At 65.2% G+C, this 26,804-nt stretch carries 23 protein-coding genes and 1 pseudogene; 9 read left to right on the forward strand and 15 right to left on the reverse strand.

What is annotated here, in order from left to right:
* Both FFS20_RS14760 and FFS20_RS14765 read left to right on the forward strand, forming a co-directional pair.
* Positions 1-1,371, forward strand: a 1,371-nt coding sequence (locus FFS20_RS14760) for an FAD-binding oxidoreductase (protein WP_137826594.1), incomplete at its 5' end; no start/stop codon positions are given.
* Positions 1,372-1,851: 480 nt separating this feature from the next.
* Complete coding sequence (locus tag FFS20_RS14765; protein WP_137826595.1) at positions 1,852-3,021, forward strand: pyridoxal phosphate-dependent aminotransferase; 1,170 nt, start codon at positions 1,852-1,854, stop codon at positions 3,019-3,021.
* Positions 3,022-3,063: 42 nt separating this feature from the next.
* Here the strand turns inward: FFS20_RS14765 and FFS20_RS14770 are convergent, their stop codons facing one another.
* The 5 genes from FFS20_RS14770 to FFS20_RS14790 form a co-directional block, all read right to left on the reverse strand.
* Entirely contained in the window at positions 3,064-4,407 is a 1,344-nt protein-coding gene (locus FFS20_RS14770) for a hypothetical protein (RefSeq protein WP_137826596.1), read from the reverse strand.
* 252 nt (positions 4,408-4,659) lie between these two features.
* Entirely contained in the window at positions 4,660-4,848 is a 189-nt protein-coding gene (locus tag FFS20_RS14775) for a CsbD family protein (protein ID WP_137826597.1), read from the reverse strand.
* A gap of 53 nt (positions 4,849-4,901) precedes the next feature.
* Complete coding sequence (locus FFS20_RS14780) at positions 4,902-5,186, reverse strand: GlsB/YeaQ/YmgE family stress response membrane protein (RefSeq protein WP_137826598.1); 285 nt, start codon at positions 5,184-5,186, stop codon at positions 4,902-4,904.
* A 291-nt stretch (positions 5,187-5,477) separates the two neighbouring features.
* Positions 5,478-6,149: a multidrug transporter gene (locus FFS20_RS14785; RefSeq protein WP_249356882.1), complete on the reverse strand. Its 672-nt coding sequence runs from the start codon at positions 6,147-6,149 to the stop codon at positions 5,478-5,480.
* A gap of 37 nt (positions 6,150-6,186) precedes the next feature.
* Positions 6,187-7,785: an AMP-binding protein gene (locus FFS20_RS14790; protein WP_249356883.1), complete on the reverse strand. Its 1,599-nt coding sequence runs from the start codon at positions 7,783-7,785 to the stop codon at positions 6,187-6,189.
* A 169-nt stretch (positions 7,786-7,954) separates the two neighbouring features.
* Here FFS20_RS14790 and FFS20_RS14795 point away from each other — a divergent pair, with 169 nt between their 5' ends.
* Together FFS20_RS14795 and FFS20_RS14800 are read left to right on the forward strand one after the other, a co-directional pair.
* Entirely contained in the window at positions 7,955-8,764 is an 810-nt protein-coding gene (locus tag FFS20_RS14795; protein WP_137826600.1) for a LuxR C-terminal-related transcriptional regulator, read from the forward strand.
* 42 nt (positions 8,765-8,806) lie between these two features.
* Positions 8,807-11,920 (forward strand): DEAD/DEAH box helicase, encoded by a 3,114-nt coding sequence (locus FFS20_RS14800; protein WP_137826601.1) that lies wholly within the window; start codon positions 8,807-8,809, stop codon positions 11,918-11,920.
* Between the two features lie 7 nt (positions 11,921-11,927).
* Here FFS20_RS14800 and FFS20_RS14805 read toward each other — a convergent pair whose 3' ends face one another.
* The 3 genes from FFS20_RS14805 to FFS20_RS14815 all read right to left on the reverse strand — a co-directional run bounded on the left by FFS20_RS14805 (position 11,928) and on the right by FFS20_RS14815 (position 16,650).
* Positions 11,928-13,553 carry an amidohydrolase gene (locus FFS20_RS14805; protein WP_137826602.1) on the reverse strand — a complete coding sequence of 542 codons (1,626 nt, stop codon included), beginning with the start codon at positions 13,551-13,553 and terminating at the stop codon, positions 11,928-11,930.
* The gene (locus FFS20_RS14810) at positions 13,550-15,253 is read right to left on the reverse strand and encodes an amidohydrolase (RefSeq protein WP_137826603.1); all 1,704 of its coding nucleotides are present in this window, start codon (positions 15,251-15,253) and stop codon (positions 13,550-13,552) included. The genes FFS20_RS14805 and FFS20_RS14810 overlap by 4 nt, the downstream gene beginning before the upstream one ends.
* Before the next feature lie 92 nt (positions 15,254-15,345).
* The gene (locus FFS20_RS14815) at positions 15,346-16,650 is read right to left on the reverse strand and encodes an MFS transporter (RefSeq protein WP_137826604.1); all 1,305 of its coding nucleotides are present in this window, start codon (positions 16,648-16,650) and stop codon (positions 15,346-15,348) included.
* Positions 16,651-16,707: 57 nt separating this feature from the next.
* Here FFS20_RS14815 and FFS20_RS18355 point away from each other — a divergent pair.
* Positions 16,708-16,934: pseudogene (locus tag FFS20_RS18355) on the forward strand (hypothetical protein); the annotation flags it as partial.
* Between the two features lie 160 nt (positions 16,935-17,094).
* A complete protein-coding gene (locus FFS20_RS18360) occupies positions 17,095-17,802 on the forward strand; it encodes an Lrp/AsnC family transcriptional regulator (protein WP_249356885.1) in 708 nt (235 codons plus the stop codon).
* 41 nt (positions 17,803-17,843) lie between these two features.
* Here FFS20_RS18360 and FFS20_RS14825 read toward each other — a convergent pair whose 3' ends face one another.
* Together FFS20_RS14825 and FFS20_RS14830 are read right to left on the reverse strand one after the other, a co-directional pair.
* Positions 17,844-18,038, reverse strand: coding sequence for a hypothetical protein (locus FFS20_RS14825; RefSeq protein WP_137826606.1), 195 nt, complete (start codon positions 18,036-18,038; stop codon positions 17,844-17,846).
* A 170-nt stretch (positions 18,039-18,208) separates the two neighbouring features.
* Entirely contained in the window at positions 18,209-19,198 is a 990-nt protein-coding gene (locus FFS20_RS14830) for a cation diffusion facilitator family transporter (RefSeq protein ID WP_137826607.1), read from the reverse strand.
* Positions 19,199-19,422: 224 nt separating this feature from the next.
* Between FFS20_RS14830 and FFS20_RS14835 the strand changes: the two genes are divergently transcribed.
* The 3 genes from FFS20_RS14835 (at position 19,423) to FFS20_RS14845 (ending at position 21,953) form a co-directional block, all read left to right on the forward strand.
* A complete protein-coding gene (locus FFS20_RS14835; RefSeq protein ID WP_137826608.1) occupies positions 19,423-20,460 on the forward strand; it encodes a DUF2891 family protein in 1,038 nt (345 codons plus the stop codon).
* A gap of 136 nt (positions 20,461-20,596) precedes the next feature.
* On the forward strand, positions 20,597-21,037 hold the full coding sequence (locus FFS20_RS14840) for a (deoxy)nucleoside triphosphate pyrophosphohydrolase (RefSeq protein WP_137826609.1): 441 nt from the start codon (positions 20,597-20,599) through the stop codon (positions 21,035-21,037).
* A complete protein-coding gene (locus FFS20_RS14845; protein ID WP_249356884.1) occupies positions 21,024-21,953 on the forward strand; it encodes an HNH endonuclease in 930 nt (309 codons plus the stop codon). Before FFS20_RS14840 ends, FFS20_RS14845 begins: the two co-directional genes overlap by 14 nt.
* Positions 21,954-22,157: 204 nt before the next feature.
* Here FFS20_RS14845 and FFS20_RS14850 read toward each other — a convergent pair whose 3' ends face one another.
* The 5 genes from FFS20_RS14850 to FFS20_RS14870 form a co-directional block, all read right to left on the reverse strand.
* Positions 22,158-23,039, reverse strand: a complete 882-nt coding sequence (locus tag FFS20_RS14850) for a MaoC family dehydratase N-terminal domain-containing protein (protein ID WP_137826610.1) — start codon at positions 23,037-23,039, stop codon at positions 22,158-22,160.
* A 2-nt stretch (positions 23,040-23,041) separates the two neighbouring features.
* A complete protein-coding gene (locus FFS20_RS14855) occupies positions 23,042-24,190 on the reverse strand; it encodes an acyl-CoA dehydrogenase family protein (protein ID WP_137826611.1) in 1,149 nt (382 codons plus the stop codon).
* A 137-nt stretch (positions 24,191-24,327) separates the two neighbouring features.
* A complete protein-coding gene (locus tag FFS20_RS14860) occupies positions 24,328-25,644 on the reverse strand; it encodes an Nramp family divalent metal transporter (protein WP_137826612.1) in 1,317 nt (438 codons plus the stop codon).
* 141 nt (positions 25,645-25,785) lie between these two features.
* Positions 25,786-26,367, reverse strand: a complete 582-nt coding sequence (locus FFS20_RS14865; protein WP_137826613.1) for a carboxymuconolactone decarboxylase family protein — start codon at positions 26,365-26,367, stop codon at positions 25,786-25,788.
* A 10-nt stretch (positions 26,368-26,377) separates the two neighbouring features.
* A complete protein-coding gene (locus tag FFS20_RS14870; RefSeq protein WP_137826614.1) occupies positions 26,378-26,752 on the reverse strand; it encodes a GNAT family N-acetyltransferase in 375 nt (124 codons plus the stop codon).
* Positions 26,753-26,804: the final 52 nt, after the last annotated feature.

Genomic DNA, 26,804 nt, shown 5'->3' on the forward strand with positions numbered 1-26,804 from the left:
AAGCAGGACCTCGTCATCGTCGGCGGCGGCATGACCGGGCTGTGGTCGGCCTACTGCGCCCGCCAGGCCCACCCCGACTGGGCGATCACGGTCATCGAAGCGACGACGGTCGGCTACGGTGCCTCGGGTCGCAACGGCGGGTGGCTCTCGACGCTCATGCCCGGCAATCGCGCCCGCTTCGCCGAGGCGGTCGACCGTGCCGTCATCGACGACCCGGACGGCCCGGTCGGCTCGGCCCGACGGACCGGCGTCGAGAGCGTCAGGGCCTTCCAGTCCGCACTCTTCGACTCGATCGACGAGGTCCTCGACGTCCTCGAGACCGAGGGCATCGACGCCGAGGCGGTGCGCGGCGGCCACATCGACATCGCCCAGTCCGCGGCCGGGATGGCCCGCCTCCACGACCTCGTCGAGGGCAACCGCCGGTTCGGCTACGGGCCTGAGGACATGGAGGTCCTCGACGCCGCCGAGACCAGGGCACGGATCAACGTCGACAACGCGCAGGGCAGCGTCTTCGTGCTCGGCACCGCGCGCATCGACCCGGCACTCCTCACCGAAGGACTCGCCCGCGTCCTCCGCGAGCGCGGCGTGACGATCTGCGAGGGCACGCGGGCCCGGCACATCGGCACAGGCCTCGTGTCGACCGAACGCGGCCCGGTCACCGGGGAGACGATCTTCGTCTGCCTCGAAGGGTATTCCGACACCGTCGCCGGTGACCTGCCCGGCCTCGAGGGCCGCCAGGTCATCCCCGTGTTCTCCTCGATGATCGCCACCGAGCCGCTGCCGGCCGAGGCGTGGGAGCAGATCGGCTGGGAGGGTCGGGAGTGCCTCGGCGATGCCGCGCACACCTTCATCTACGCGCAGCGCACCGCCGACGATCGGATCGCCCTCGGCGGGCGGGGCGCCCCGTACGCCTTCGGCTCGGGCCTGCCCGGTGACGGGCGGGTCCCCGCCGAGGTGGTCGACCTGCTCCGCACGCGCCTGTCCTCGCTCTTCCCGACCCTCGATGTCGAGATCGCCCACGCGTGGCGGGGTGCGCTCGGGGTGACGCGCGACTGGTGCGCCGGGATCTTCTTCGACCCCGCGCAGCGCATCGGCGTGGCCCGCGGGTATGCCGGGCACGGGGTGACGGCGACGCATCTGGCGGCGAAGACGCTGCTCGACCGAGCGGCCGGCACGCCGACGCCGCTCACCGCGTTGCCATGGAACGACCACGTCTCGGGGCAGTGGGAGCCCGAGCCGATCCGGTGGCTCGGCATCCGGTCGATGTACAAGATCTTCACCCTCGCCGATGGGTGGGAGCGCATCACCGACGCGAAGAAGACGAGTCTCCTCGCCCGTTTCGGTGCGCGGCTCGCCGGCCTCGCCGAGTAGGGGCGTCTCCCCCGACGCCAGGTCGTTCCAGGCAGGGAATCCGGTGGCGGGTTCAGGGGTGCAGTGCACCAGCGGGGTGCCTCCGGGTCACGCCCGCAGGGGGCACTCCCCCCTCGCACGTCTGCCGTTCTCCGGACGCAGAGTGTCGATTTCGGACTCGATGATCGACACTCTGCGTCCGGAGAACGGCGGCGCGGGGCGCCGGGAGCGTCGGGTCGGCGCGTAGGTGTCGGTTCGGTGCGTAGGTGTCGGTTCGGTGCGTAGGTGTCGGTTCGGTGCGTAGGTGTCGGTTCGGTGCGTAGGTGTCGGTTCGGTGCGTAGGTGTCGGTTCGGCGCGTAGGTGTCGCTCCACTGCGTCAGTGCGCGGGGCGGCCGGGCGTGCGGGGCTGGGTGCCCGCTGGGCTGGTTGCCAGCTGCTTGCGGTCGGGCCGAGATCTGCCAGACTCAGCGTGAGGACAGCGACGACGAAGGAGTGCGATCATGACGACCCCGGACCAGCGCATCTCGCCGATGGCGCAGACGTATCCGGCCTCGGACATCCGCAGGATGTTCAACCTCGCGCTCGACCACCCCGATGCCGTCAAGCTCACCGTCGGCGAACCGGACTTCCCCACGCCGGAGCACATCAAGGCCGCCGGGATCCGGGCGATCGAGAACAATGAGACCCGCTATGTCGCCAATGCCGGGATCCTGGGGCTGCGTCAGGCGATCGCGGAGAAGTACGCGGTCCGCTGGGATCGGCCGGTCGGCGTCGAGAACGTCATGGTCACCTTCGGTGCGATGGAGGCGCTCACCCTCTCCCTCGATGTCACGGTCTCGCCCGGGCAGGAGGTCATCATCGCCGATCCGAGCTTCCCGAACTACCGCGGTCAGATCCACCGCCTCGGCGCGGTTGCCGTGCCCGTACCCGTGCGCGAGGACAGCGGCTTCAAGGTCCGCGCCGAGGCTGTCCGGGCCGCTGTCACCGAGCACACCGCGGCGATTATCCTCAACTCTCCGTCGAATCCGCTCGGCTCGGTCATCGATCGGGCCGATCTCGAGGCGATCGTCGACCTCGCCGAGGAGTTCGGTCTCACGATCATCTCCGATGAGGTCTATGACGAGATCGTCTTCGACGATGCGACGTTCACTTCGATCGCCGAGGTGCGGCCCGGGTTCGATCGGCACCTCGTCATCGGCAGCTTCTCGAAGACCTATGCGATGACGGGGTGGCGGTGCGGGTTCGTCATCGCCCCTGCCGATCTCATCGCACCGATGCCGCTGCTCCAGGAGGGGCTGACCTCGAGTCTGCCGGGCTTCGTTCAGGAGGCGGCGATCGCCGCGCTCACCGGCCCGCAGGCGGTGGTGGGGGCGATGGTCGAGTCGTATGCGCAGCGCCGTGACCTCATCGTCGACGAGGTCAACGCCATCGACGGGATGAGCGTGCTGCGCCCCGAGGCGACGTTCTACGCGTTCGCCAACGTCAAGGACTGGGGTCTGAGTTCGTGGGACGTCGCGCTCGAGCTGCTGAGGCACCACGGGCTCGCCACGATTCCCGGGTCGGCGTTCGGCCCCGCCGGTGAGGGCTATCTGCGGCTGACGTTCGCCGTGTCCCCGGAGACGATCAGGGAAGCGTGCCGGCGCCTCGCGGACTTCGCGGCGACGCGGTGAACGCGTGACACTGTGACCCAGCGCTGCGGCCCGGCGCTGCCGTCAGCCGGCGGAATCCTCCTCGACGATGTCGGCGCCGTGGGCGGCAGTGATGGTGACGTTCGTCGGCACGGTGCCCGCCCCGCTGACGTGGACGCCGTCGGAGTTCTCCCCCTCTGCGCGAATCCCGCCGGGGACACTCCACGATCCCACCCGGTCGGCGATCTCGACGGTGACGACGTCGTCGCCGGTGGTCCTGATCGCCCCGCCGACGCTGAGCCGATCGACAGCGCCGCCGGGTCTGATGCTCACGCCCACGGCCTTGAGCCACGTCTGCACTCCTTTGACGAGGCTGAGTCCGGCACCGCCTGCGGTGCTGATGTCGCCGTCGACGGTGACTTCGGGCAACGGCTTCGCCAATTGGATGCCGATCGACCCGTCGCCGTGCGTGGCGATCGCGCCGAAGTGGGCCGAGCCCATGGTGCCCTCGTAGAGGTTGAATCCGCGAGCGCCTCGCCCGAACGTTCGGATGGGGCCGGTCACGGTGAGGGTGCCGATGTCGCTGAAGTTGACGAAGCCGATGCCGCTGGGCCCGTACGAGGTCACCGGGGCCTGTGCGATCCACCGGTTCACCGTGCCCCAGTTGTCGAGGACCATGTCGTTCTGCCCGTAGGTCGTCACCGGTCCCTCGTTGGTCACGGTGTCGACGGTGGCGCCGGTGATGACGAAGACGCCGGCGCTGATGAGGTCGGCCGTCCCGGGCACGATGCCGCCATCGGAGTGGATCGGACCGGTCGTCAGCCGGCCCATGGTCAGCGTGCCGCCGCGTGGGACGGTCTCATCGCCGAGGATGCCGAAGCCGCCGACGAAGACGCCGCTGCCGCGCACGGGCTCGTCCTCCGTGCCGGCGGAGACGTTGACCGCCTCGGCGGTGATCTTGACCGCGGAGTGCGACTGTCGATTCCAGATCGTCAGTGCTCCCTGGAGGGCTTCGACGCCGTAGCTGAAGGGGCGGCGCAGCCGTCCGCGCACGTCGGCAGCGGTGATGGTGAGCGTGTCGATGTCGATGTGACCGGAGCGCACACCGTCCTCGGCGATGAGGGAGACCTGACCGGTGGTCGTGACGTTGTGGAGGCGCAGGGTTCCCCACTCGCGCTGTTCGGTGTCGGCGTAGACCGCGGCCTCGTAGTCGGGCACGACGAGCTCGATGTCCTCGAGCGTGTTGTCCTTCGTCATCAGCACGCCCTTCGAACCGAACTCGAGGCGGCCGCCGCGCAGCGCCGATCCGGGCGGCATGACGATGCGGGTGCATCCGGTGATCGTGCCGTCCACGCGGATCTCGGGGACCGCCTCGGCGAGGGCGGCCTGGAGTTCCTCCACCGTGGTGACTGTGCGTGATTCCGACATGGCTGACTCCTCTGGCTGAGCGACCGCGGGGTTGGGAACGCCCTCAGGTGCGAGAGTAGACCTCTTCGACCGTCGCGGCGAGACCCCTGCCGCGGCTTCAGCACGCCGCGAACGCAACAGGGGCGAGTGCACTTGAGTGCACTCGCCCCTGCGCTGCTGGGACCGCCGCAGATGACGCAGCGCGACCGAGCCGCTGTCCGGTGTGAGATCACCGGAGCCAGGACTCGCTGATCAGCGATCAGCGCTTGTCATTCAGCGACGGTCGGTGACGTCCTTCGCGGTGTCCTTGAGCTTCTCACCGGCCTGCTTGGTGCCGGCGGCGGCCTGGTCGGCCTTGCCCTCGGCCTGCATCTGCTCGTTGTTGATGAGCTTGCCGGTGGCGTCCTTGGCCTTGCCCTTGAGCTCCTGGGCCTTGTTGTCGAACTTGTCCTTCGCGCTCATGGCGATATCCTTTCGTTGTTCCAACAGGTGATCCGGAAGAGACCGGATCGTGGTCAGGCAGCGTTCTTGCTGCGGTTCTTGATGATCAGTCCCCAGACGAACGAGAACACGATCGCGCCGATGACGGCGATGAAGAACGAACCCCACGACCAGGGATCCGAGAAGACTGCGCCGATTCCCTTGCCGCCGAAGAGGCCGAAGAGGAGGCCACCGACGAAGGCGCCGATGACACCGAGGATGATGGTGCTGATCCAGCCACCACCCTGCTTGCCGGGCAGAATGAGCTTCGCGAGCGCTCCCGCGAGCAGTCCGACGATGATCCAGCCGATGACAACCATGATTCCATCCTTCTCTCTAGGGAACGGAGCCCGCAGACCGGCAGGCCTGCTTGGTTCCATTCCACCTGTACAGACGCAGTGACACTACAAACCTCACGCACATTTTTCAAGGATTTTTCCCGGAGTTTCACCCAGGTGAACTTGCCGTGTCGGATCACGCAGTCGGGCGTTTCCCCGCGCAGGCCCCGCGCTCACAGGGCAGGCGGCCGTCGAGGTCAGGGTTCCGACGCCGTCAGCGCGGGTCGGCATCGATACCATCGGTTCCGTCGCGACGACGGCTCCGCGATCGGGTCAGGTCGCCGAGGCGAGCGCCGCGTTCCAGCTTCCGTAGAACTTCCGCACCGCGGCAGCCGAGGGCACCTCGCCCTTGTGCGCCGTCGCGTACTCCCCGTACTCCTTGTACGTGGCGCCGACGCCGCGGGATTCGCAGTCGGCGACGAAGGCGGCGATCGCCCGATCGTAGGCAGCGGCGTCGAAGCGCAGCTGCCCTTTCGCGCGGCCCGTGCTGCTCGTCGCCAGTCCCGCGGCCGTGAGCGCATCGTTCCACGATCCGAACCGCTGGACGGCGGTCTGACTCGTCGGCGGCCAGAGGCTCGCGCCCTTGCCCGAGCCGATGCCGAGGTGACGCAGCAGCGCGGTGCGCTCGGCGTCGTAGCGTGCCGCGGTCAGGCCGGGCTTCGTGTCACGACGGCGGATGGAGCCGATCGCCTCGGCCACCTCGGTGACGGTGCGATCGACGAGTGCCGCATCGTCGGGGAACTGGGCGGACAGCGTCGCCTCCACCTCGGCGAGGATCGTCTCATCCGGCGCATCGAGGCCCACGGTGGTGCCGGCCGGTGCGGCGGCCTCGGTCGATGCCGTGGTCGCCGGTGTCGTATCGGTCGTGCGCGCGGACGCGAGCAGCAGCGCCCCGAGCACCGCAGGAGTGGGGGTGTGGGATCTGTCGCGCGCTGCATCCGTCATCCCCACCATCCTACGGGGCGGCTGAGACCTTGAGATCTCAGACCTTGAGATCTCGGAGGACGAAGCGCTGGATCTTTCCGCTCGGCGTCTTCGGCAGCTCGTCGACGATGTGGACCCGGCGCGGATACGCGTGTGCGCCGTACGTGGTGCGCACGGCGTTCTGCAGCCGTTCGACGAGGTCGTCGGTGTCGGAGGAGTCCCCGAGGACGACGAAGGCCTCGATGACCTCGCCTCGCACCTCATCCGGGCGTCCGACGACGGCAGCCTCGACAACGGCGTCGTCGGTGACGAGGATGCTCTCGATGTCGAAGGGGGCGATTCGGTAGCCGGCGGCCAGGATGATGTCGTCGTCGCGGGAGGCGAAGAAGAAGTCCGGTCCTTCCGCCCGGCCCATATCGCCGGTGAAGTACCACCGGCGATCCGGCGTGAACCGCTCCGCCGTCTGGCGTGGTGCGTCGACGTAGCCGGTGAACCACATCAGCGGGCTGTCCTCGACCGAGAGCGTGATCGACCCGCCGGTCGTACCGGCGACGAACCCGGGCAGCGCCTGCCCCATCGACCGGTCGGCGACCGTGGAGCGAAGACGCTCGTCCCACGCGTTGCCGATGGCCATGCCCTGTTCGGTCTGTCCCCAGTGGTCTCGCACCGTCACCCCGAGCGCTCCCGGTGCCCAGTCGACGACGTCCGCGGTCAGCGGCTCTCCCGCCGAGGAGGCTGCGCGCAGGGGTGCGGCAGCGGTGATGCCCGACTTCTTCAGGGCGCGGTAGATGGTGGGGGCGGCCGCGAGGTTGGACACCTGCAGCTCGTCGAGGAGGCGCCCGGTCGTCGCGGGGTCGAAGCCGCCGGCGAAGAGGATGTTGGGCACACCGATGGCGAGCGGTCCGACGATGCCGTAGTAGAGGCCGTAGGCCCATCCGGGATCGGCCGCGTTCCAGAACACGTCGTTGTCGGCGACGCCGAGACCGTAGCGCATGTAGGCGATGAAGGCGGCGAGCGCGGAACCCGGCACACCCACGGCCTTGGGGGTGCCCGTGGTGCCGGAGGTAAAGAGCTGGAGGAACAGACCGTCCCCGCCGATCGCCTCGGCGGTGTCGAGCGGTTGACGCGCATCGATCTCCCGGTCGAGGTCAGGGCCCGTCCCGAGCACGGGAACATCGATCCCCTCGAGTTTGGGCTGCTGGGCGGCATCGGCGACGATGAGCGCGGCATCAGCCCCGGTCACTCGGGTCGCGATCGCCGGTCCGGCGAAGGCGGTGAACAGAGGCACTTCGACCGCGCCGAGGCGCCAGAGCGCCATGAGGACGATCGGCAGCTGCCGCGTCTTCTCCATGAGGACGCCGACTCGCGATCCGCGCCCGACGCCGAGTTCGCGAAGCAGCGCGGCAAGGCGCTGGGAGCGATCGGCGAGTTCGCCGAACGTGAGGCGGTAGGGGTCGAGTCGCTCGTCGACGCAGACGAACGCGGTGTCGGCTGCCGGGCGACTGTCACAGAGCACCTCGGCGAGGCAGAGGTCGGCGACCGTGAACCGACGGCGCAGCTCCTCGACCTCGGCCACGATGTCGGGATGTTCCTGCCACGGGGCGGGCGCCACCGCGACGTCCTCGTGCACCTGTCCGGTCGTCATTGCCTCGTTCATTGTGCGCTCCTCGCTGTCGGTCGTCATCGTCCGGTCTCGACGGCACCGTGGTCCCGTGGGCCGCTGTGTCGAGTCGTTGAAGCGAGACTAGGCAAGGCGCGCATCGTTGACTACCCTCCGAAGTGGGCAGCGGGTGCTGCCGAGGCGATGAGGCGCGGATGGGGCGGCGATGGGCATGGAGCACGACGAGCGCATTCGACGGTCGCTCGATCGCGTGCGCACCGGCACCGGTGTCGACCTCGCCTTCGGCGGGGTGGTCGACGACTCCCGCGGTCTGCTCCTCTCCCACTTCTTCGGGCCCACTGTCGGTGCGCTTCCGGGCGTCACGCTGTCCTACGATGCGGGGCTCGGCGGTCGCACGGTCGCTCTGCGGCGGCCCCTGGCCGTGGCCGACTATGTCGAATCGGAGGCGATCTCCCACCACTACGACGGGGTGATTAGGGCTGAGCGCCTGCGGGCGATCGCTGCGGCCCCGGTCGTCGTCGACCGTGAGACCACGGTCGTTCTCTATGCCGCGTTCCGCAGCGACGCCGTCATCGCCGACCGCATCCTCTCGACCCTGACCGACGAAGCCCGCGAACTCGAGCACGCGCTCATCGTCGCCCGCACGCAGCAGCTCGAGAGCGACGCCGAGGCGGCCCGCACTCTGCTCACCCGGATCCGATCCGTTCATGGGCAGCTGCGGGCACTGAGTGCCGCGGTCACCGACAGCCGCTTGCGCCGTGAGCTGCGTGAGATCGCCGAGGGGCTCGCGCTGCCCGAGCAGCGTGAGCCGACGGTGCCGGTATCTCTGACCGAGCGGGAGACCGATGTCCTGGCGCTCGTGGCGACGGGCATGACGAACCGGGAGGTCGCCGAGGCGCTCGGTCTCACCGTGCTCACCGTCAAGGCGTATATGAAGGCGCTCATGGCGAAGCTCAATGCCCGAACCCGGTACGCCGCGGTCATCGAGGCGCAGGAGACGGGTCTGCTGCCGTAGTTGCATGGGCCCCGTGTCAGGACGGGGTGAGAGGATGGGCTCGTGCCTACCGATCGTCCGACCTCGCCGCAGCCTCGGCGGTCTGAGAGCTCCCACACCGATTGGCGCACGACGTTCGCTTCCTTCGCCGAGGTGACGCCGCAGGAGCACACGCCCGTGGCCCTGGGCTTCGAGCTCATCGAGGTCGTGCCCCGCACATGGTACGAACCGCAGCGCACGGTGCTCCTGACGCGCAATGCCGTGAGCCCGCGGGCGAACCCGACCCTGGCGATCCGTCCGCTCGTCCTCAGCGAATCCGGGAACTGGGTGAAGACGTCGCTGACGTGGCGCACGATCGACCGGATGACCACGCAGTTCGGGGTCGACCCGCGCCATCAGGAGTGGTTCTCCCAGCTCGCGGGCCTGCGCACCCGCGACAAGACCGATTTCACGCCCGACGGTGCACCGTACCACCTCGGCGATTTCCACACCCCGCTGATCTGGGACATCTTCACCCACGGGGCCGAGCTCGGGATCGCGTTCGTCGGTGTCAACCAGGGCATGGACGTCCGCATCGGGCGGAGTGCCACCGCCCTCATCGACGTCGCCCGGGTGCCCGGTCGTCTCCGCGTCCAACCGCAGGTGACGATCGATGAGCGCGAATTCGCGCCGGGGTTGGCGAAGCCGATCTGGACGCACGGATTCTTCGGTGTCGACACCCGCACCGGTTTCACCGTCACCCTTGCGCCGGCGGCGGTGCCGACGACCACCTCGGCGCTGCCGGTCTTCTCCGCCCCCGGCCCGATCACGATTCCCGCGGCCGAGGCCGAGGAGTTCTTCGCGGAGTACTACCCGCTGCTGCGCACCTCCGCGCAGGTCGTCAGCTCCGATGATTCTGTGACGTTTCCGCACTTCAGGGACCCGCGTCTCGTTCTCTTCCTCACCTTCGGGACCGCGGACCGGCTGAGCGTGCGCTGGTACTGGGAGTACTCCGGGCCGCGTCGCAGGCTCCCGGTCCGGCCGGTCGACCGCCTCGGCGAGAACCGCCTCGGCGACGAGCGTCGGGACCACGAGCACGAAGCCGCGGTCCTCGCCGAGGTGAGCACCCACCTCGCCCGGTTCGCCCTGTCCGACCCTGGGGCCGAGTTCCCCACCACCCCGACCGATATCGACCTCGACGACGCCGACACCGCGGATTTCGTCGCGAACATCCTCCCCGGCCTCGAGGAGATCGATCACGTCACGGTCATCACCCGCGGCAGGAGGCAGCCGTACCGTGAGCTCGGGGGCGATCCGAGCGTGAAGATCACCTCGGTCGAGTCGGAGAAGAACGACTGGTTCGACCTCGGCTTCCAGATCACCGTGGGCGGCAAGCCGATCCCCTTCGCGAAGCTCTTCACCGCGCTCGCGAAGGGGGTGAAGAAGATCAAGGTCGTCGACGACACCTTCCTCACCCTCGATCGACCCGTCTTCGACCGCATCAAGGCCCTCCTCGCCGAGGCGGAGCTCATCCCCGAATGGGAACCGGGCGCCCCGAAGATCAGCCGCCTCCACGTCGGTCTGTGGTCGGAGTTCGAGGACCTCGCCGACGAGGCCGAACCCGCCGTGACCTGGCGGGAGTCCGCGCAGGCCCTCACCGAGCTCGACCGGCTTCCCGCCACCCCGGTGCCGCACCTCGACGGCGTCACCCTTCGGCCGTACCAGGTGCAGGGGTTCCGCTGGCTCGCGCTGCTGCACCGGTGCCGCCTCGGCGGGATCCTCGCCGACGACATGGGGCTCGGCAAGACCCTGCAGACGCTCGCGCTCATCGCCCATGCACGTCGTCAGGCCGCCGGCAGGGAGCCGCCGTTCCTCGTCGTCGCCCCCACCTCGGTGGTCCCGGTCTGGGCTCAGGAGGCCGGACAGCACACCCCTGATCTCGATGTCCGCGTCGTCAGTGAGTCGACGAAGAAGCGGGGCACGTCCGTCGCCGAGGTGGCCGCCGGTGCCGATGTCATCGTCGTCTCGTACGCGATCCTCCGTCTCGACGACGACGAGATCGCCGGCCTGGACTGGGCGGGGCTCATCCTCGATGAGGCGCAGTTCGTCAAGAACGCGTCCTCGCAGGTCCACCAGGCGGCGAAGGCGGTGCGCGCACCGTTCCGCCTCGCGCTCACGGGCACGCCGTTGGAGAACTCGCTGCGCGACGTCTGGTCGCTGCTCTCGATCACCGCACCCGGTCTCTTCCCCTCGCCGCACCGGTTCGAGGAGGAGTACGTGCGGCCGATCGAAGGCGGGGAGAATCCGGGGCGGATGCAGCGTCTGCAGCGCCGGATCCGGCCGTTCATGATGCGTCGGACGAAGGATCTCGTCGCCGCCGATCTGCCGGAGAAGCAGGAGCAGGTCATCACCGTCGAACTCTCGGCCGCGCACCGGAAGCTCTACGATCGGATCCTGCAGAAGGAGCGGAAGAAGATCCTCGGCTTCATCGAATCCGACTACGACCGGCAGCGGTTCATCGTCTTCCGGTCGCTGACCCTGCTGCGGATGCTCGCGCTCGATCCGCGCATCGTCGACGCCGAGCACGCCGAGGTGCCCTCGAGCAAGCTCACTGCGCTCCTCGACCACCTCGACGAGGTGGTCGCCGAAGGGCACCGGTCGATCGTCTTCAGTCAGTTCACGTCGTTCCTCGATCACGTCGCCGAGGAGCTCGATCGTCGCGGTGTCCCCTCCCTCATGCTCGATGGGTCGACCCGCAATCGCGCCGAGGTCGTCGAAGCGTTCCGGTCGGGGACGGCGCCGGTGTTCCTCATCAGTCTCAAGGCCGGCGGGTTCGGTCTCACCCTCACCGAGGCGGACTACGTCTTCCTCATGGATCCGTGGTGGAATCCGGCGGCGGAGAATCAGGCGATCGACCGTGCGCATCGGATCGGGCAGACGAAGCACGTCATCGTCTACCGCTATGTCACCGAGGGCACGATCGAGGAGAAGGTGCTCGGTCTGCAGCGGAAGAAGGCGGAGCTCTTCGACTCACTGATGAGTGAGGGCCCTGCGAGCGGCGAGACGCTGTCCGGGTCGGGTTCCCGGTCAGGGTCGGGGGCGTCGGATGGGTCGGCGTCGGGGGCTTCCGGCCGCGACGGGCAGGCGTTCAGCCGGGAGATCACCGCGGAGGACATCCGGGATCTCTTCGACGGGTGAGGGGCGCTCACCAACGTCGTTCTCCATTGAATCTGTCGAATCGATAGTCTGGCCAGGGCAAATCGAACGGTGCCTCGAAATCGGCTGGCAGCAGTGCCGGCATCGGTTCAGACGCTGCCCGCGACTCGAACTCGGCCTTCGCCCTGGCAAGTATCTCCGGCTTCGTCAGCAGATCAAGGAACGTTCCGGCAATGGTCTTCCCCGCAGTGACGATCGTTGGTGAGATGGTTTCCCGAATGCCTCCGAGGGCATTCATCACCCACGCTGGGTATGCTGACACATTTGGCAGAGATGCCAGTGCCGGCCGGGAGACATAGAATCGCACGAGCGGCGCGTAGTGGCTCATCTCGACATAGTCATCGCTCGTCCAGTTCGTCTGCCACGCCGGCATCTGATTGCGAAGCTGCCGCTCGGCTTCCTGTGGTTCGATCAGACGCTCCGATTCCGCAATGAAGGGATGCTCAGCCGCCTCGACGCCGAGAGAGCGCTGCATTGCGCGCGCAATCTCGACCGCTTCGGATCCGTACGTCGGCGGTCCCACTTCCACTAGGTTGTCGTACAGCGCCTGCGCAAGGACGTGGTTCGTCCGTCCTGGACGGCTGCGAGCGACCCACCGCTCTTCCACGGTGCAATGACCCGCGAGAGCGGCCGCCTGTGCGTTGCGATCGAGGACCTTGAGAATGTGCTCGGCCATCTCGATGTCCGGCGTCCTCCACGAGAATTGGACTCGGGCAACTCGGTGAGGAAGATTATCTGCCGTGGCCTGGCCATCCGGCAGAATTGCGTCAGAGAAGCTCCAACCACCGGATGCCGGCAGCATCGAATCGAGCATCGACCGGGACATCGTGTACATGGTCGTCAGCGAGAGATTCGCTCCCGGGGCTCGAGCAGCTGAGTGGGACGCTGGAATCGGCGAGTGAGGATCAGCGCTGCTGAGCTGCCAGGTCTCGGGACTGTCGCAGAGGAATGAGTACACCTTGCTGTAGTAGGCCCCGCACTGGGTGTCCCACCGAGCCGTGTTGCACAGCGGCAGCATATAGAACGGATGGAATGACACGATGGCGTCAGCCGCGTCGTAGTAGCCGCGGAGACCGTGAACGACCTTGGACCCGTGCATCTTCTCTGCAGGCTCCCCGGTATAGAGCAGTGTCCCTGGAATGTTGTGGATCTCCATCGCGTTCTTCGTCGCGAGCAGACCTGCGAGTGTGGAAATACCCAAGGCCGAATGCGGATCGGTGTGACCAGGCGCAAAGCGATTCAGCCCGCTTCGCGGTGTTTCCATCGTTGCATCGGCCTGACAGTTGCCGGGAACTGCATCGTATTCGGCATACGTGAGCAGGGTTGGAATGAACAATCCGGTGTCGCTGCAGTTCGTCCACCGAGCGAAGAATGCAGTCGGCATTCCGCCGGAGCCGCTCTCAACCTCGAAACCTTCTGCTCGCAGCTTGGACACATACCAAGCCTGCGACTCGTATTCACGCCAAGCCGGCTCTGCGAGATTCCAAATATGCGCATGCCAGTCGAGAAGCTCCCCCAGATGGTCATCTACCCACGCGCACGCTGTCGCTTTTGCCTCGCGTCCGAAGATGGGCCCGGTCCCTGATGCGTCTGACCAACCTGCGCCAACGATCATTCTCGGACGCCTACCGGTCGTGCAGATTTCGCAGCAGCCGTTGAATAGCAGCGTCGACCATCAACCCAGGTCTCGATCACGGGAATCGACGCGATATCCTCGACAGCACTGGTGATCGGATCGTCTCCCAGCACCGTGAAGTCTGCGCGCTTCCCTACTGCGAGAGAGCCGAACTCATTCTCACGGCCAAGCGTCTTAGCCCCTTCAAGAGTGTGGGCCCGAAGTGCATCTTCGGCAGAAATACGTAGAGAATCCGGTCCGAGCTTGTGTCCGCGGCTGGTCATGCGAGTAACTGCGGTCTGGATCGCTTCGAGTGGTCGTGGCTCCGCCACCGGCGCGTCCGAGGAGAGTGTCACCGGCACTCCCGCGTGGACAAATTCGCCAAGCGGATTGAATCGCTCTCCGGGTGTGCCAATTGCCTGCTCTACTCCTTCACCCCAATTGAAGTAATGCTGCGGTTGGTTGACAGGTCGAATTCCGAGCTCTGCCATGCGGGTGATTTCGACCGTGTCCGGCAATCCGCAATGTTCGATCCGGTGGCGGGAGTCGGGATCCGGCCGCTCGATCATCGCCGCTTCGATGGCGTCGACCACTATTCGAATCGCCACTGGGGATTGAGCGTGGGTCGCCGTCTGGAGGCCGGCCGCGTGGGCTCGGCGCACGAGGCCAGAGTATTCGTCGACAGAATGATAGAGCTGTCCGGTACGGCATGGATCCCCGACATATCCTTCAGGGAAATAGGCAGTCCATCCACCGAGAGTGCCGTCAGCATAGAGTTTGATTCCCGCTGCCGAGAGGAAGGCATTGCCGAAAGGTCCGGTGAGCCCGAGGTCGAGCACCTGGTCCAGTAGATGCGAGAGAAAGTACATTGACACGCGAACCTTGAGTTCGCCGCGGTCAACCATGCCGAGGTATGCCGCGAATTCGCGCTTGGAGACTTGAGCGTCGCCGATGGCCGTGACCCCTCCAGCGAGGAACTTCTGCTGGACGATATCGAGTTGACGCTGATGTTCAGCAGGCTCGTCTCCGAGGTGGAAATTGGGTCCGTGATGCCCGATTTTCACGCCGCCGAGTCCGGTGAGCACGTTGCTCGCGGCGTCCGAGAGCTCACCCGTCAGTTCCCCGTCCGCGTCGCGAAAGAATTCACCGCCGTCCGGATTCGGGGTGTCCTTCGTAATCCCGAACTTCTCGAGCGTGAACGTGTTGACAACACCACCGTGGCCCGATGCATTCATGACGTAGACTTCACGGTCTCTTGAAACCTCATCGAGCTCGTACCGAGTTGGGTGGCGTCGTTCCACCAGGTTTCGCTGTTCGTACCCGTATCCGCGAATTGGAGTCCCGGGAGGAAGACTTTCAGCGCCGACTTTGAGCCTAGTGACGATATCCGGTATCGAGGCGGCTTTCTCAGGAGAAACGTCGACCCATGTGAGCATCTGCCCAAACATGAGCGGATGCGCGTGCGGATCCACGAAGCCAGGAACAATCGTGGCGCCTCGACGATCAATTCTCACAGGGTCAAGTTGCATCTCAGCGGCAGCGTCCTCGACGTCTGCGGGAGAACCGATTGCGAGGATTTTTCCTCCTTCGATGAGCATCGCTGTGGCATTCGGGGTGTCGTCGTCGACGGTACGAATCAAATCCGCGGTGATGACCGTTGGATCGGAATCGCGATCGTCAAACGTGGCAAGTTTGCGCATGTGATCTCCTTGGACTGCTAATGCTTTTGATTGATTTCGACATCGGACCAGATGGTTTCTGAGGATGAGCGATTGCTGCTCAGATCGTGAGTTCAGTGCGTCACCGGTACGTCGTCTTTGTGCTGCGGAGCCAATGCCGTCGATACCCAGGCGACGATGGAAAGGAAGGCGAACAGACCTATGACTGACCACACGGTTCCCGTCGCTGCTTGGAGAGTTGTGGCCGCGATGGGGGACAGTCCTCCCCACACCGCGGCCCCGACTCCATAGGCGAGCGACATGGAGGTATAGCGCGCCTGCGGCCGGTACATCTGAGACATCAGGGCCGACAAGGGTGCCCAGGTCGCACTCATAGTCACCCGTATCGCCGAGACGAGGATGTAGATGAGCAGCACATTATGCCCCTCGATGACGAGGACCAACGGAATCGCACAGAGGAATGACAGTCCGACACCGAGGTACATGAGCATTTTCGAGCCCCATTTGTCACCGAGCCAGGCCAATGGCAGAGTCACGACCGCTTCCAGGAACGACGCCACTGTCATCGCACCCAGAATGATCGAAGCCGCAAGACCGACATCTGGACTGGTGGCATAGCTCTGCACGTAAGTGGTGGCGAGGTAGTAGCCGCCGGATGCAATAGCCACCATGCCGAATCCCAGCAGGATCGGATACCAGTTGAATCGCAGTGCGTAGAGGATGGGGGTTGATTGGGACGAGCCGGACTCTTCGAAGACTGGAGTTTCTTCGACACGCAGCCGAACCCAGATCCCCACGCCGATGAGGATGATGCTGGCGAGGAACGGTATCCGCCAGCCCCAGCTGAAGAGCGCCTCTTCACCCATCAATGACAGCGCCCAAAAAGCCCCCGACGAGAGGAGCGCGCCAAGAGGGTTGCCCAACTGCGTGAAACCGCCATAGAAGGTCTTGAACTTCTCTGGCGCGCTCTCGACAGCCATGAGGCTCGCGCCTCCCCATTCACCGCCGACGGCGAGTCCCTGCACGATGCGAAGGAGGATGAGGAGAACCGCTGCCGTTGCACCAAGAGTGGCATAGCCCGGCAGGCATCCGACGAGAACGGTCGCAACTCCCATGAGCATCAACGTGATCGTGAGCGCAGGTTTGCGACCGAGTCGATCACCGATGTGACCGAAGATGATGCCCCCGAGCGGACGCACGAAGAAGGCCACCGCATAGGTACCGAAAGACGCGAGTGTGCCCAGCGTTCGGTCGACCTCAGGGAAGAAGACCTGGGGAAACACGATCGCCGCCGCCGTGGCATAGACATAGAAGTCATACCACTCGATAGTCGTACCGACTGAGGCAGCGAAGCCTGCTCGCAGCGCACGCCTATGGGACCGTTCCGGTGCGGTAGGCGAATGAGTTGAGCTGGTCATTGTGAGCTCCTTTGCTCGGACGGGCCCGTTTCATGTTTTCCCGATCACGGACTTGGCATGAGTGTAGGACCGCCGCCTTCAACTGTCACCGACACTTCATTGGTCAAATACGGACGTTTCCAGCTGTTCTGTCGCTATTCATTCCACGACCTCCGCCTATCTGTGCTAATTTCGCTCTACCAGGAACGTTATGGAGGTCATTTGCCGCAGTCTGAGCATTCTGAACTCGACGCCCATCTCATACGCGCCCTGCAACGGGATGGACGGAAGAGCGTGCTTGAGCTCGCCCGCGAGCAGGGAGTTTCCCGGCATGTGGTTGCGGAGCGCCTGCAGGTGCTGCGGAAGCGCGAAGGACTGCGAATAGTGGCCGCTCTTGACCCAAGTGCTGTAGGCCATCACGTTCTCACTCACTGCATGGCACGTGTCGAGGGACCCGTCCGCGCAATGGCTGATCAAGTCGCCGACTTGCCCAATGCTGTATTCGTCTCGGTCACCAGCGGGGACAGGCCTCTGGTGTTCGAGTCACGGCATGCAAACAGCCGTGAATTGCTATCGACATTGGATCAGGTGCGCTCAATCTCGGGAGTCCGGGACATCAGAGTCACTACCTATGTCGATGTGCTTCGCGGATTCTTCGTTGCGCGCGAGTTGAAGCCGATCAGGCTCGATGCACTGGATCACGACCTCATTGCAGAGCTTCAGCAGGACGGAAGGGCAAGCTATCGGACGCTCGCGGACGCCATTCGTTTATCGCCGTCCGCCGTCCGGACGAGGGTACGACGCCTCGTCGATTCTGGAGCGATCAGGATTGCTGCGGTCAAATCCGGAGGACTGTCCCCGGGACGCTTTGCCACTGGATTGGGCATTGTTCTGCGTGGACGTGACGAGAGAGTTCGTGAGTTCGTCCTCGAGTCACAGACGATCGAGTTCGCAGCTCGATCACACGGTGCGTACGACTTCGTCGCGACTGCGGTCGGAGGCTCTTCCGCTGAAGTACTGGACACCATTGAACGAATTCGCGGGTTCCCCGAAGTGTCCATGGTCGACACCTGGGCCCACTATGACCTGGTCAAAGAAGACTATGCAAGAGCACTGGGTCGAGTCCTCAAGACATTGCCGCCGCCTCCTGACGAGGCGTTCAACACAATCTGAAGACGACCAACATCGACAGACAGGCTTTGGATCTCAGGTATTCATTCGGCGGTCTCTCTGAAGTGCAAATCCACAACACGGCGATGTCCAAACTGCTCGCCGCCCACGTTCATTTCGATACCCAGCACTGCTTGGACGTCTAATGTTTCAGAGTCAGAACGCAACGGCGTCGAGGTGACGCAGTCTGGTTCTTCAATGTGGGAGGGCAAACGGACGACCGCCTTGGTCGCTGTCACGCAGGCATCAGCACCGTGACCGAAGCCTTGACGACAGTATCCGGCTAGCGCTCCAGCTCATTAATGAGACTACATCAGTACATGACAGATTCCGTCCTCACGTCAGGGAGAACGATTGGGCCCGTTGCGTCAGCAGGCGCACGGAAGTTCGGGTTCGTCACAAACTGAGGTCAGAATCCCGCATCCACCAGCGGCACGAGCGGCTTCTCCCCGGGAGCCGACGGGGTGAGGACGACTTCCTGGACCATGGGGTTTTCCTCGAGGTGGCGTTCGACGGTGCGCAGGCGCACCGCGAGCTGGCTCTCCTTCGCATCGCCGACGAGGTCGACGGCGGCGACGACGTAGACCTTGCCCGAGCCGACGAATTCGACGTGGAGGTAGGTGACCTCGACGATGTCCTTGTCCTCGAGGAGGGCGCGGAGGATCATGTCGCGGATGCGCGGAGTGACGTTCTCGCCGACGAGGTAGCGGCGGTTGCGGTCGATGAGGACGATCGCGACGATGCCGAGGAGGATGCCGACGAGGATCGATCCGATCGCGTCGAAGGCGGCGATGCCGGTGATCTGGTGGAGGAACATGGCGAGGAACGCGATGACGAGTCCGATGAGAGCCGCGGCATCCTCGGCGAAGACGGCCCGCAGTGTCGGGTTCGAGCCCTTGAGCACGTAGCGGAGGACCGGCTGCCGCAGCTCCGCCGCCCGGCCCCTGGCCTGACGCACCGACTGCAGGAAGGAGAATCCTTCGAGGACGAACGAGATCGCGAGCACGATGTACCCGACGAGGTAGTTGCTGTCGTTGGATTCGTGGGAGAACAACGATTGGAATCCGTGCCAGATCGAGACGGCGGAGCCGACCGTGAAGATGCCGAACGCCGCGAACATCGACCAAACGTAGGCCTCGCGTCCGAAGCCGAGGGGATGTCTGGCGTCGGCGGGGCGGGAGGATTTGCGTTCGGCGATGAGGAGGAACACTTCGTTGCCGGCATCAGCCCAGGAGTGGGCCGCCTCGGCGACGAGGGCTGCCGACCCGGTCATGCCCGCGGCGATCGTCTTCGCGATAGCGACGGCGAGGTTCGCCGCGAAGGCGATGATGACGGTGAGCCAGCTGCCCCCGGCGGCTTTGTGAGCCTCCGTATCGACGCCACCCTTGCCGGCAGTCATGCCCGAACCTCGAGGAGGGACACGGCCTGGATTGCAGGGCACCCTGCGGTCGAAGTCGTCATGGCAGCGTCCTCTCGGTGGGCGGTCGAACCGTTGGAGACCAGCTTACGTCCGACCGCCTCGGCGGAGGGGCTGTTTCACGTCAACGACGCTTGCCGGTCTGGTCGGATCATCCGACTGCACTCGACTACTGTTGGATTACCCCAGCCGAAGAGGACTCACGCATGACCGCACCCGCCGATTTCGTTCATCCGTTCGCGCAGGTCGCGCTGACGAACATCACGCAAGACTATCCGTACGCGGCGCATCACGTGGCGAGCAGTCTCGCCGACATCGTGCCTGCGAGTGAGAAGCACCCGGCGTTTGCGAACTCGTTCGACTGGCACTCGAGCGTTCACATGCACAATCTGCTCGTGAAGCTCCTCGACACCGAGGCGGCGCAGGACGCGCCGTGGCGCGACGAGGCGATCGAGCTGCTGCAGCTGCACCTCAGTGCCGTGAAACTCACTGCGGGGGCCGCGTTCCTGCGCGACCATCCGGGGTGGGAACGGCCGTACGGATGGGCGTGGGCGGTCGAACTCGTCGAGGCGCTGCGGACCAGCTCGGACCCGCAGTTGCGCGAATTAGCCGAGGGCGCGCAAGTTCTCGCGGACACGGTGTTCGATCTCGTGGTCGCGTGGCTGCCGAAGGTTCCGGAGCCTGTTCGGCACGGGGTGCATTCCAACACTGCGTTCGGTCTGCGTCGGATCCTCCTCAGCGCTCGCGCAGAGGGCCGTCGGGACGTCGTCAATGTCATCGCGGGTGCGGCGCGACGCTTCTATGCCCAGGACGAGGCATGGAACTTCCGTCAGGAGCGCAGCGGTCAGGACTTCCTCTCGCCCGGACTGTGCGAGGCCGACCTGATGTCGGAGATCCTCACCGAGGATGAGCTCGCCGTGTGGCTGCCGGCGTTCCTCTCGGAGCTGTCCCCCGAGTCGCCTGCACTCTCACCGGTCGAGGTGCTCGACCCCACCGACGGCCAGCAGAGCCACCTCTATGGCTTGGGGCTGTCGGTCGCGGCATCGATCATGCGCCTCGCCCCACAGCTCGAGGAGATCGCCCAACGACACGACAGGGCCGACCTCGACTCCCTGGCCAAAGGCATGCTGACCCGTGTCGATGCGCTCATGGCACCCGGGCTTGAGGCTGCCGTCTCCGATGAGTACATGTCGTCGCACTGGGTGGCGACATTCGCGTGGGGGGCACTTGAGCTGCGGAGCTGATAAGTCCGGAAGGTTCAGCTTCCTCGGTACACGCCATAAAGTTCCCGATACCTCTCGCAAGAGAATCTTTGGGTGATTGGATAGTATTTGCCACTCGAGCAACGTTGATTCCCGCCTTCTGGCATAGCATGAGGTCATGGTTGAGATGCTCAGAGTTGTGGGAGCGGTAATCGAGCGGGACGGCAAGATTCTTGCCTGCCGCCGCCGGCCCGAGAAGGCCGAGGGCAGCAAGTGGGAATTTCCGGGCGGAAAAGTTGAGAGTGAAGAATCTCCTGAACAGGCACTCAAACGCGAATTGGCCGAAGAGCTCGAATTGTATGACGTTCAGGTACTTAGTCTGGTCGAGCGCGCGACTACCGCAAGCAACGGCAAACACATCGACCTCGCTTGCTACCGAGTAGAGGTGGCGGATCTTCCGGTTACGAGCACCGACCATGATTCGATGCAATGGTGCACCCCAGACCAACTCATCACTTTGGACTGGGCCTTGGCAGATCGACCGATAGTCGACTCACTGGTATCTGTGACTGCCCACCCGGAAGATAAGCGTAAGAGGACCCGTCGTGCCAAATGCTGAACCCTCAGGACTCCGACAGGCCGCAATCGATTGGCTCCAGCTACGCTCAGACGGCGGCCTCGAACCATTAACGCGAGAAGACATTCTTGACTTTCACTTCGCGGGTGAGCCTGTCAGGCTCCAGGCTCCGATGCAAGGAATCTGGAAACCAAGTGGATACCAGGCCGCGTTGTCGTTCCGCACCGCCTACACTAAGCCAGGCGATCCGCCTCCTTATGAGGATAAGACCGGAGATGACGGCCTATTCCGGTACAAATGGCGCGGAACTGATCCCAATCACCCTGAGAACGTCGGACTCCGGGAGGCGATGAAGCTCCGTTTGCCGCTTATTTGGTTCCTCGGTGTCGCCATGGAGCCAGCTAGGTATCAAGTCATCGCTCCGGTCTACATCGTCGCAGAGGAGCCCCGACAGCAACAGTTCGCATTCACTGCTGCCGAAGATGCTGTTGCCGCCTTTGAACTTGAATCCTCTGTACATGAAGAAGTCACCCGTCGCTATCTCCAACGACTGGCCAAGGTGCGGGTACATCAACCTGCTTTTAGGTCCATCGTCCTATCTGCCTACGAGAACCGCTGCACCATTTGCAATCTCGGCCACCCGGGCTTGCTCGACGCGGCGCACATTGTTCCTGACCGAGACGAGGGAGGAATCGCGGCAGTGACCAACGGTTTAGCGATGTGCAAAATTCATCACGCAGCATTCGATCACAACTTCCTCGGCATTCGCCCAGACAGTGTTGTCGAGATCAGGCACGATTTACTCAAAGAAGTCGACGGCCCGATGCTTAGGCACGGTCTCCAAGAACTCCACGGGCGGCGCCTGATGAAAGTCCCGGCGCATCGCCGAGACCGCCCTAAACGGGAATTGCTAGAGACTAAGTACGAAGAGTTCAAAACCGCGACTGCGAGGGGTTGAAAAGACAACAAGTAGTTCGGCACGAAATACGAGCCGATTTAGCCTCCGGCTTGAACTTCCTCGCAGCTGCTGCACGGACAGATGCCATCTGATCTCGCTTGCCCGGAAGTTGGCCCACCATTGTGACCTCAGCGCAGCGCTTCAGAGATCAGTTTCGTAGTACTTGGCTGTCGGTGATAGCGCCCACCTTCTGATCCATCACCGTCACTCCTCCGTCGTCGCCCCTGCAGTCATCACCGTCACTCCGCACGGGCCCACGGCTTCGAGCTCGTACCGTCCCTCCTCCGCTTTCCGTCCGACGAGATGGATCTGCTCGTTGACGAACACCGGCGCCTTCGCCGTGAACGCATACCCCGTCACCTCAGTGTTCGGATGAATCCGGAGAAACGCGTCGAGGAGGAACGTCGCCGTGAGAGGGCCGTGAACGATGAGTCCCGGGTAGCCCTCCACTTCGGTGACATAGGGGTGGTCGTAGTGGATGCGGTGCGAGTTGAACGTCAGCGCCGAGTACCGGAAGAGCATGACCTCATCGGGGCGCACCGTTCGAACCCAGTCCCATCCCTCCGGTGCCGGCGTGTCCGACCGCGGCGCCGCAGCCGCCGACCCCGCGCCGCGGTGTCCCCCGTCGGGCGTTCCTGCCCGAGGTTCGGTCGCTTCCCGGTAGACGATCGTGTGCCGGTCAACGGTGGCAAGCGTGCCGTCTGCACTGATGTCGTGCCGAACGACGACGAAGCACAGTGGCCCGCTGCGTCCGGCCTTCTCCGTCACCGATTCGATCGTGGACGTCCGCGCCAGCGCCTGGCCGGGGCGGATCGGGCTGTGGAACTCAAGCGCGCTGCCTGCCCACATCCGCCGCGGCAGTCCCACCGGCGGCATGAAACCACCGAGCAATGCATGGCCGTCGCCGCCGAGCTCGCTCATCGGCACATCGTCCTCGGGGAACTGGAGCCAGTGCCCGAGCGGGAACAGCGCCGTAGGCTCGTCCGCGGCCTCACCCCCGAGCAGCACAGTCAGCCTCCGAGCCCGCTCAACCGAGGCGACATCTTCCCCGGTCTTCGTCCGTCCGACCCACTCCTGAAGATCCATCGTCACACCCGGTTTCGTTCGATGAGCTGCTTGGCGATGACACCCAACTGGATCTCGTTCGTCCCCTCGCCGACGATCATCAGCGGCGCATCCCGGTAGTAACGTTCGACGTCAAACTCGGTCGAGTACCCGTATCCACCGTGGACGCGGATCGCGTCAAGGGCCACCTCGGCGGCCATCTCCGAGGCGAAGTGCTTCGCCATTCCCGCCTCCATGTCGACCCGCGCCCCAGCGTCGAAGGTTCGTGCGGCGTGAAGGACGAGCTGGCGAGCGGCCTCGAGCTTCGTCGCCATCTCCGCGAGCCGATTGCCCACCGCCTGATGCCGCCAGATCGGCTTGCCCATCGACTCCCGCTCCTGGGCGTACTTCACGGCGTCATCGAGCGCGGCCTGCGCGACCCCGAGCGACCGCGACGCCACCTGGATGCGCCCGATCTCGAGCCCCTTCATCATCTGCTTGAAACCGAGACCCTCGGTGTCGCCGAGCAGCTGCGAGCGCGGCTGACGCAGACCGTCGAAGAGAAGCTCGCACGTCTCTACGCCCTTGTATCCGAGCTTCGACAAATCCCTCGAAATCGTGAAGCCCTCGCCCTTCTCGACGAGGATGATCGAGATTCCGGCATGCCGTGGCTCGGCGTGAGAATCGGTCTTGCACAGGAGCGCGATGAGGTCGGACCGGCGGGCGTTGGTGATCCACGTCTTCGATCCCGAGATGACGTAGTCGTCCCCATCGCGCACCGCCGTCGTCCGGATCGCCTGGAGGTCGGAGCCGCCACCGGGTTCGGTCAGCGCCATCGTCGCACGCAACTCTCCCGTCGCCATCCGCGGCAGGTAGGTCTCCTTCTGCGCGTTGGTGCCGAAGTCGGCGATGAGTTTCGCGACGACGGTGTGACCACCCATCGCCCCGGCCAGCGACATCCACCCCCGCGCGAGCTCCTGGGTGATGAGCGCGTACGCCTCCGTCGAGACCTTCCCCGCACCCCACGGCTCAGCGATCGCGAGCCCGAAGATGCCCATGTCCTTCATCGTCTGGATCCACGCCTCGGGATATTCATCGGCGTGCTCGACCCGGTTGACGTGCGGTCTGACGTCGTCGTCGATGAACTTCGCAACGGTGTCGATCATCATCTGCTCTTCAGCGCTGACAGCCATAAGGCGATTCTCGCCGTTCCGACGCCAATGCGCACCACCTCGGCGGATGACGGGACGGAGCCCCACCTCGGCGCGGTCAGGTTCTCAGGAAACCCCCGCCTCGGCGCGGTCAGCTGGGGAAGCGGAACCGCACCGCCCTACCCCACGAACCCCGACACGGACTCGATGACCTGGAGGACGGCGAGGAACCCGAAGAGGCCGAAGCACACGGCCAGCAGCACATTCGACCACCAGCTGTTGCGCAGGGACACCGGCACCGAGGAGCGGTTGAGGATGACGAGGAGGGCGAGTGCGAGCACGGGGAGGATGAACGCGCTGATCGCGGCGTAGACGAGGACGAGGGTGACGGGCCTGCCGAGACCCATGATGATGAGCGTCGCGACGCTGAGGTAGACGAGGACGACGCGGAACTCGATCGACGTCGCCGACATCTCGAACCGCGCCTCGTCCTGGTGCGGGTAGCGGCGGAGCACGCGGATGCAGTCGGCGGTGACGTAGGCGATGCCGGAGAACCCGCCGAGCACGCTCGTGTAGACGACGGCGAGGAAGCTGAGCAGGAAGATCAGCCGCCCGACGTCGCCGATCGAGGCGATGAGACTGTCGGCGATCGCGAAGAGGGCGTCGTTGTCGGCGATCGTGAAGCCCTGACCGTAGAGGATGAACGCGCCCACCGCGCTCATCGCGACGGCGAAGACGAACACGAGACCGTAGCTGATGAGCAGGTCGAGGCGGACGACGGGCTTCCAGTCGGCGCTGCGCCACGACTTCTCCCGGATCCAGAACGAGTACGCGAGGATCCCCGTCGCCCCGCCGACCCCGCCGATGAGCGACATCACCGTGATGATCGAGGTCTGCGGGAAGACCGGCACGATCGTCTCCGCCGCGACCTCCTGAGCACCCTGACCCTGATAGACCGAGAACGCGAGGGCGATGATCCCGAAGAACATGATGATGCCGAAGCCCATCATCGCCTTCTCGACGATGCCGTAGCGGCCGATCCCGACGAGGACCGCCGCGGAGAGGAGGACGACGATCGCCGTCGGCCAGAACGGCAGGACGGGGAAGATCGCCTGGAGGATGTTCGCGCTCACGGCGACGACGCCGGCGCCGAAGAAGAGTCCGACGAGGAGTTCGGCGATGAGGAAGAGCGCGGGGAACAGTCGTCCCCCGAACCGGGTGAGGTGGGAGAGCAGCGACCGGTCACCGCTCATCTGCAGCCGCGACACCGCCTCGGAGAGGACGAACTTCAGGGCGATCCCGACCGTGAAGACCCAGATGAGGGCCAGCCCGTACTCGGCCCCGGAGTTCATCGTCGTGATCATGTCCGAGGCCCCGACGCTCGCGAGGGCGAGCACGATCCCCGGTCCGATGAGCCGTAAGCGTGCGGGCAGAGTCGCCGGCGCCGAGGCGGTCGCGGGCTCGGTGGTCGACGGCGGTGTCGGTTCGGCTGGCATTCTCGTGTGACTTTCCTCAGGTCGGCGCAGATCGGTCGCACCTCGGCCGGCAGTGGGCCGAGGTGCGACAATCAGTGTGCCTGGAGGCGACCGCCGGTGCCCCGGCGGTCTCAATGGCTGGGCGCGTCAGCCCTGCGCAGCTCAGCCTTCCGCAGCCCTCGTCCCCGCGGAACCGCCGCTGGTCGAACCGCCGCCGGACGCCGCCGCACTACCGCCGGAGCTCGGCGGCGCCCCGCCCCCGGCGGCGAGCATCGCCGCGAGCTGCTTGCCCCCGACGGTGGGATGGTTGCTCGCGATCGAGATGCGGTTGAACGCGTTGATGAGCGTGACGACCCATTCGATCGCTGAGATCTGCTCCGTGCTCAGGTGCTGCCCCACCTCGGCGGCGACCGCTTCATGGTCGACCGGGACGGACAGGTCCGTCAGCGACTCCGCAAGGAGCAGGGCCGACCGTTCGACATCGCTGAAGATCTCCGCATGCCGCCACGCGGAGAGGATGTCGAGTTTGAGCTGGTCGACCCCGGCCTTCCGCGCGGCGGGCACGTGGATGCTCAGGCACGTGTGGCACCTGTTCATCTGTGACACACGGGAGTTGACGAGCTCGATGAGCGCGACGTCGAGGCCCGCAGCCACCGCCGCCTTCCGGGTCGTCTGCGCGGCGGTGACCGCAGCCTTGTAGATCTCGGGATTGGCCTTGTCGATGAAGGGTCTGTTCGCGTGCATTCCGCTGCGCTCAGGCCTCTTGCTTGACCTGATCGAAGTCCGCGCCCGTGGGGTTGCGGAGCTTGCCGCCCTCGGCGATGTACTCATCGCCGGACTCCTGCAGCTTCTTGACGAAGAGCGGGCAGATCGCGACGACGGTCTCGCCCTTCTCCCGGGCGTCCTTGAGCGCCTCGTTGACGAGGATCTTCGACAGGCCGCGGCCGCCGAACTTCGAGTCGACGGTCGTGTGATAGAAGATCCGCTCATTGGCGTCCTTCGCTCCCACGAGGTAGTGCGCCCGACCGGCGACCTCCCCGTCAGCGACCTTGATGTCGTAGGCGAGACCCGCCTCGTCGAGTTCGACGGTGACGTCTTCTCCGGTGGAGTCCTTGAGTGCATCGTTCATCGTTCTTCTCCTTGTGTCGGTGGTGCGGGGTGGGTGGTCGGGGGTCGTGGCC

This window comes from Brevibacterium sp. 2SA, assembly GCF_005502845.1.
In the GTDB taxonomy this organism is placed as follows: domain Bacteria; phylum Actinomycetota; class Actinomycetes; order Actinomycetales; family Brevibacteriaceae; genus Brevibacterium.

Excerpts from the sequence above, each read along its gene's own strand:
- FFS20_RS14790 (WP_249356883.1), bottom strand. The coding sequence starts at position 7,785 with ATGAACGAGGCAATGACGACCGGACAGGTGCACGAGGACGTCGCGGTG.
- FFS20_RS14850 (WP_137826610.1), bottom strand. The coding sequence starts at position 23,039 with ATGGATCTTCAGGAGTGGGTCGGACGGACGAAGACCGGGGAAGATGTC.
- FFS20_RS14775 (WP_137826597.1), bottom strand. The coding sequence starts at position 4,848 with ATGAGCGCGAAGGACAAGTTCGACAACAAGGCCCAGGAGCTCAAGGGC.
- FFS20_RS14860 (WP_137826612.1), bottom strand. The coding sequence starts at position 25,644 with ATGCCAGCCGAACCGACACCGCCGTCGACCACCGAGCCCGCGACCGCC.
- FFS20_RS14870 (WP_137826614.1), bottom strand. The coding sequence starts at position 26,752 with ATGAACGATGCACTCAAGGACTCCACCGGAGAAGACGTCACCGTCGAA.
- FFS20_RS14795 (WP_137826600.1), top strand. The coding sequence starts at position 7,955 with ATGGGCATGGAGCACGACGAGCGCATTCGACGGTCGCTCGATCGCGTG.
- FFS20_RS14830 (WP_137826607.1), bottom strand. The coding sequence starts at position 19,198 with ATGACTGCCGGCAAGGGTGGCGTCGATACGGAGGCTCACAAAGCCGCC.
- FFS20_RS14780 (WP_137826598.1), bottom strand. The coding sequence starts at position 5,186 with ATGGTTGTCATCGGCTGGATCATCGTCGGACTGCTCGCGGGAGCGCTC.
- FFS20_RS14835 (WP_137826608.1), top strand. The coding sequence starts at position 19,423 with ATGACCGCACCCGCCGATTTCGTTCATCCGTTCGCGCAGGTCGCGCTG.
- FFS20_RS14765 (WP_137826595.1), top strand. The coding sequence starts at position 1,852 with ATGACGACCCCGGACCAGCGCATCTCGCCGATGGCGCAGACGTATCCG.
- FFS20_RS14805 (WP_137826602.1), bottom strand. The coding sequence starts at position 13,553 with ATGATCGTTGGCGCAGGTTGGTCAGACGCATCAGGGACCGGGCCCATC.
- FFS20_RS14865 (WP_137826613.1), bottom strand. The coding sequence starts at position 26,367 with ATGCACGCGAACAGACCCTTCATCGACAAGGCCAATCCCGAGATCTAC.
- FFS20_RS14815 (WP_137826604.1), bottom strand. The coding sequence starts at position 16,650 with ATGACCAGCTCAACTCATTCGCCTACCGCACCGGAACGGTCCCATAGG.
- FFS20_RS14840 (WP_137826609.1), top strand. The coding sequence starts at position 20,597 with ATGGTTGAGATGCTCAGAGTTGTGGGAGCGGTAATCGAGCGGGACGGC.
- FFS20_RS14810 (WP_137826603.1), bottom strand. The coding sequence starts at position 15,253 with ATGCGCAAACTTGCCACGTTTGACGATCGCGATTCCGATCCAACGGTC.
- FFS20_RS14785 (WP_249356882.1), bottom strand. The coding sequence starts at position 6,149 with ATGACGGATGCAGCGCGCGACAGATCCCACACCCCCACTCCTGCGGTG.
- FFS20_RS18360 (WP_249356885.1), top strand. The coding sequence starts at position 17,095 with ATGGCTGATCAAGTCGCCGACTTGCCCAATGCTGTATTCGTCTCGGTC.
- FFS20_RS14855 (WP_137826611.1), bottom strand. The coding sequence starts at position 24,190 with ATGGCTGTCAGCGCTGAAGAGCAGATGATGATCGACACCGTTGCGAAG.
- FFS20_RS14770 (WP_137826596.1), bottom strand. The coding sequence starts at position 4,407 with ATGTCGGAATCACGCACAGTCACCACGGTGGAGGAACTCCAGGCCGCC.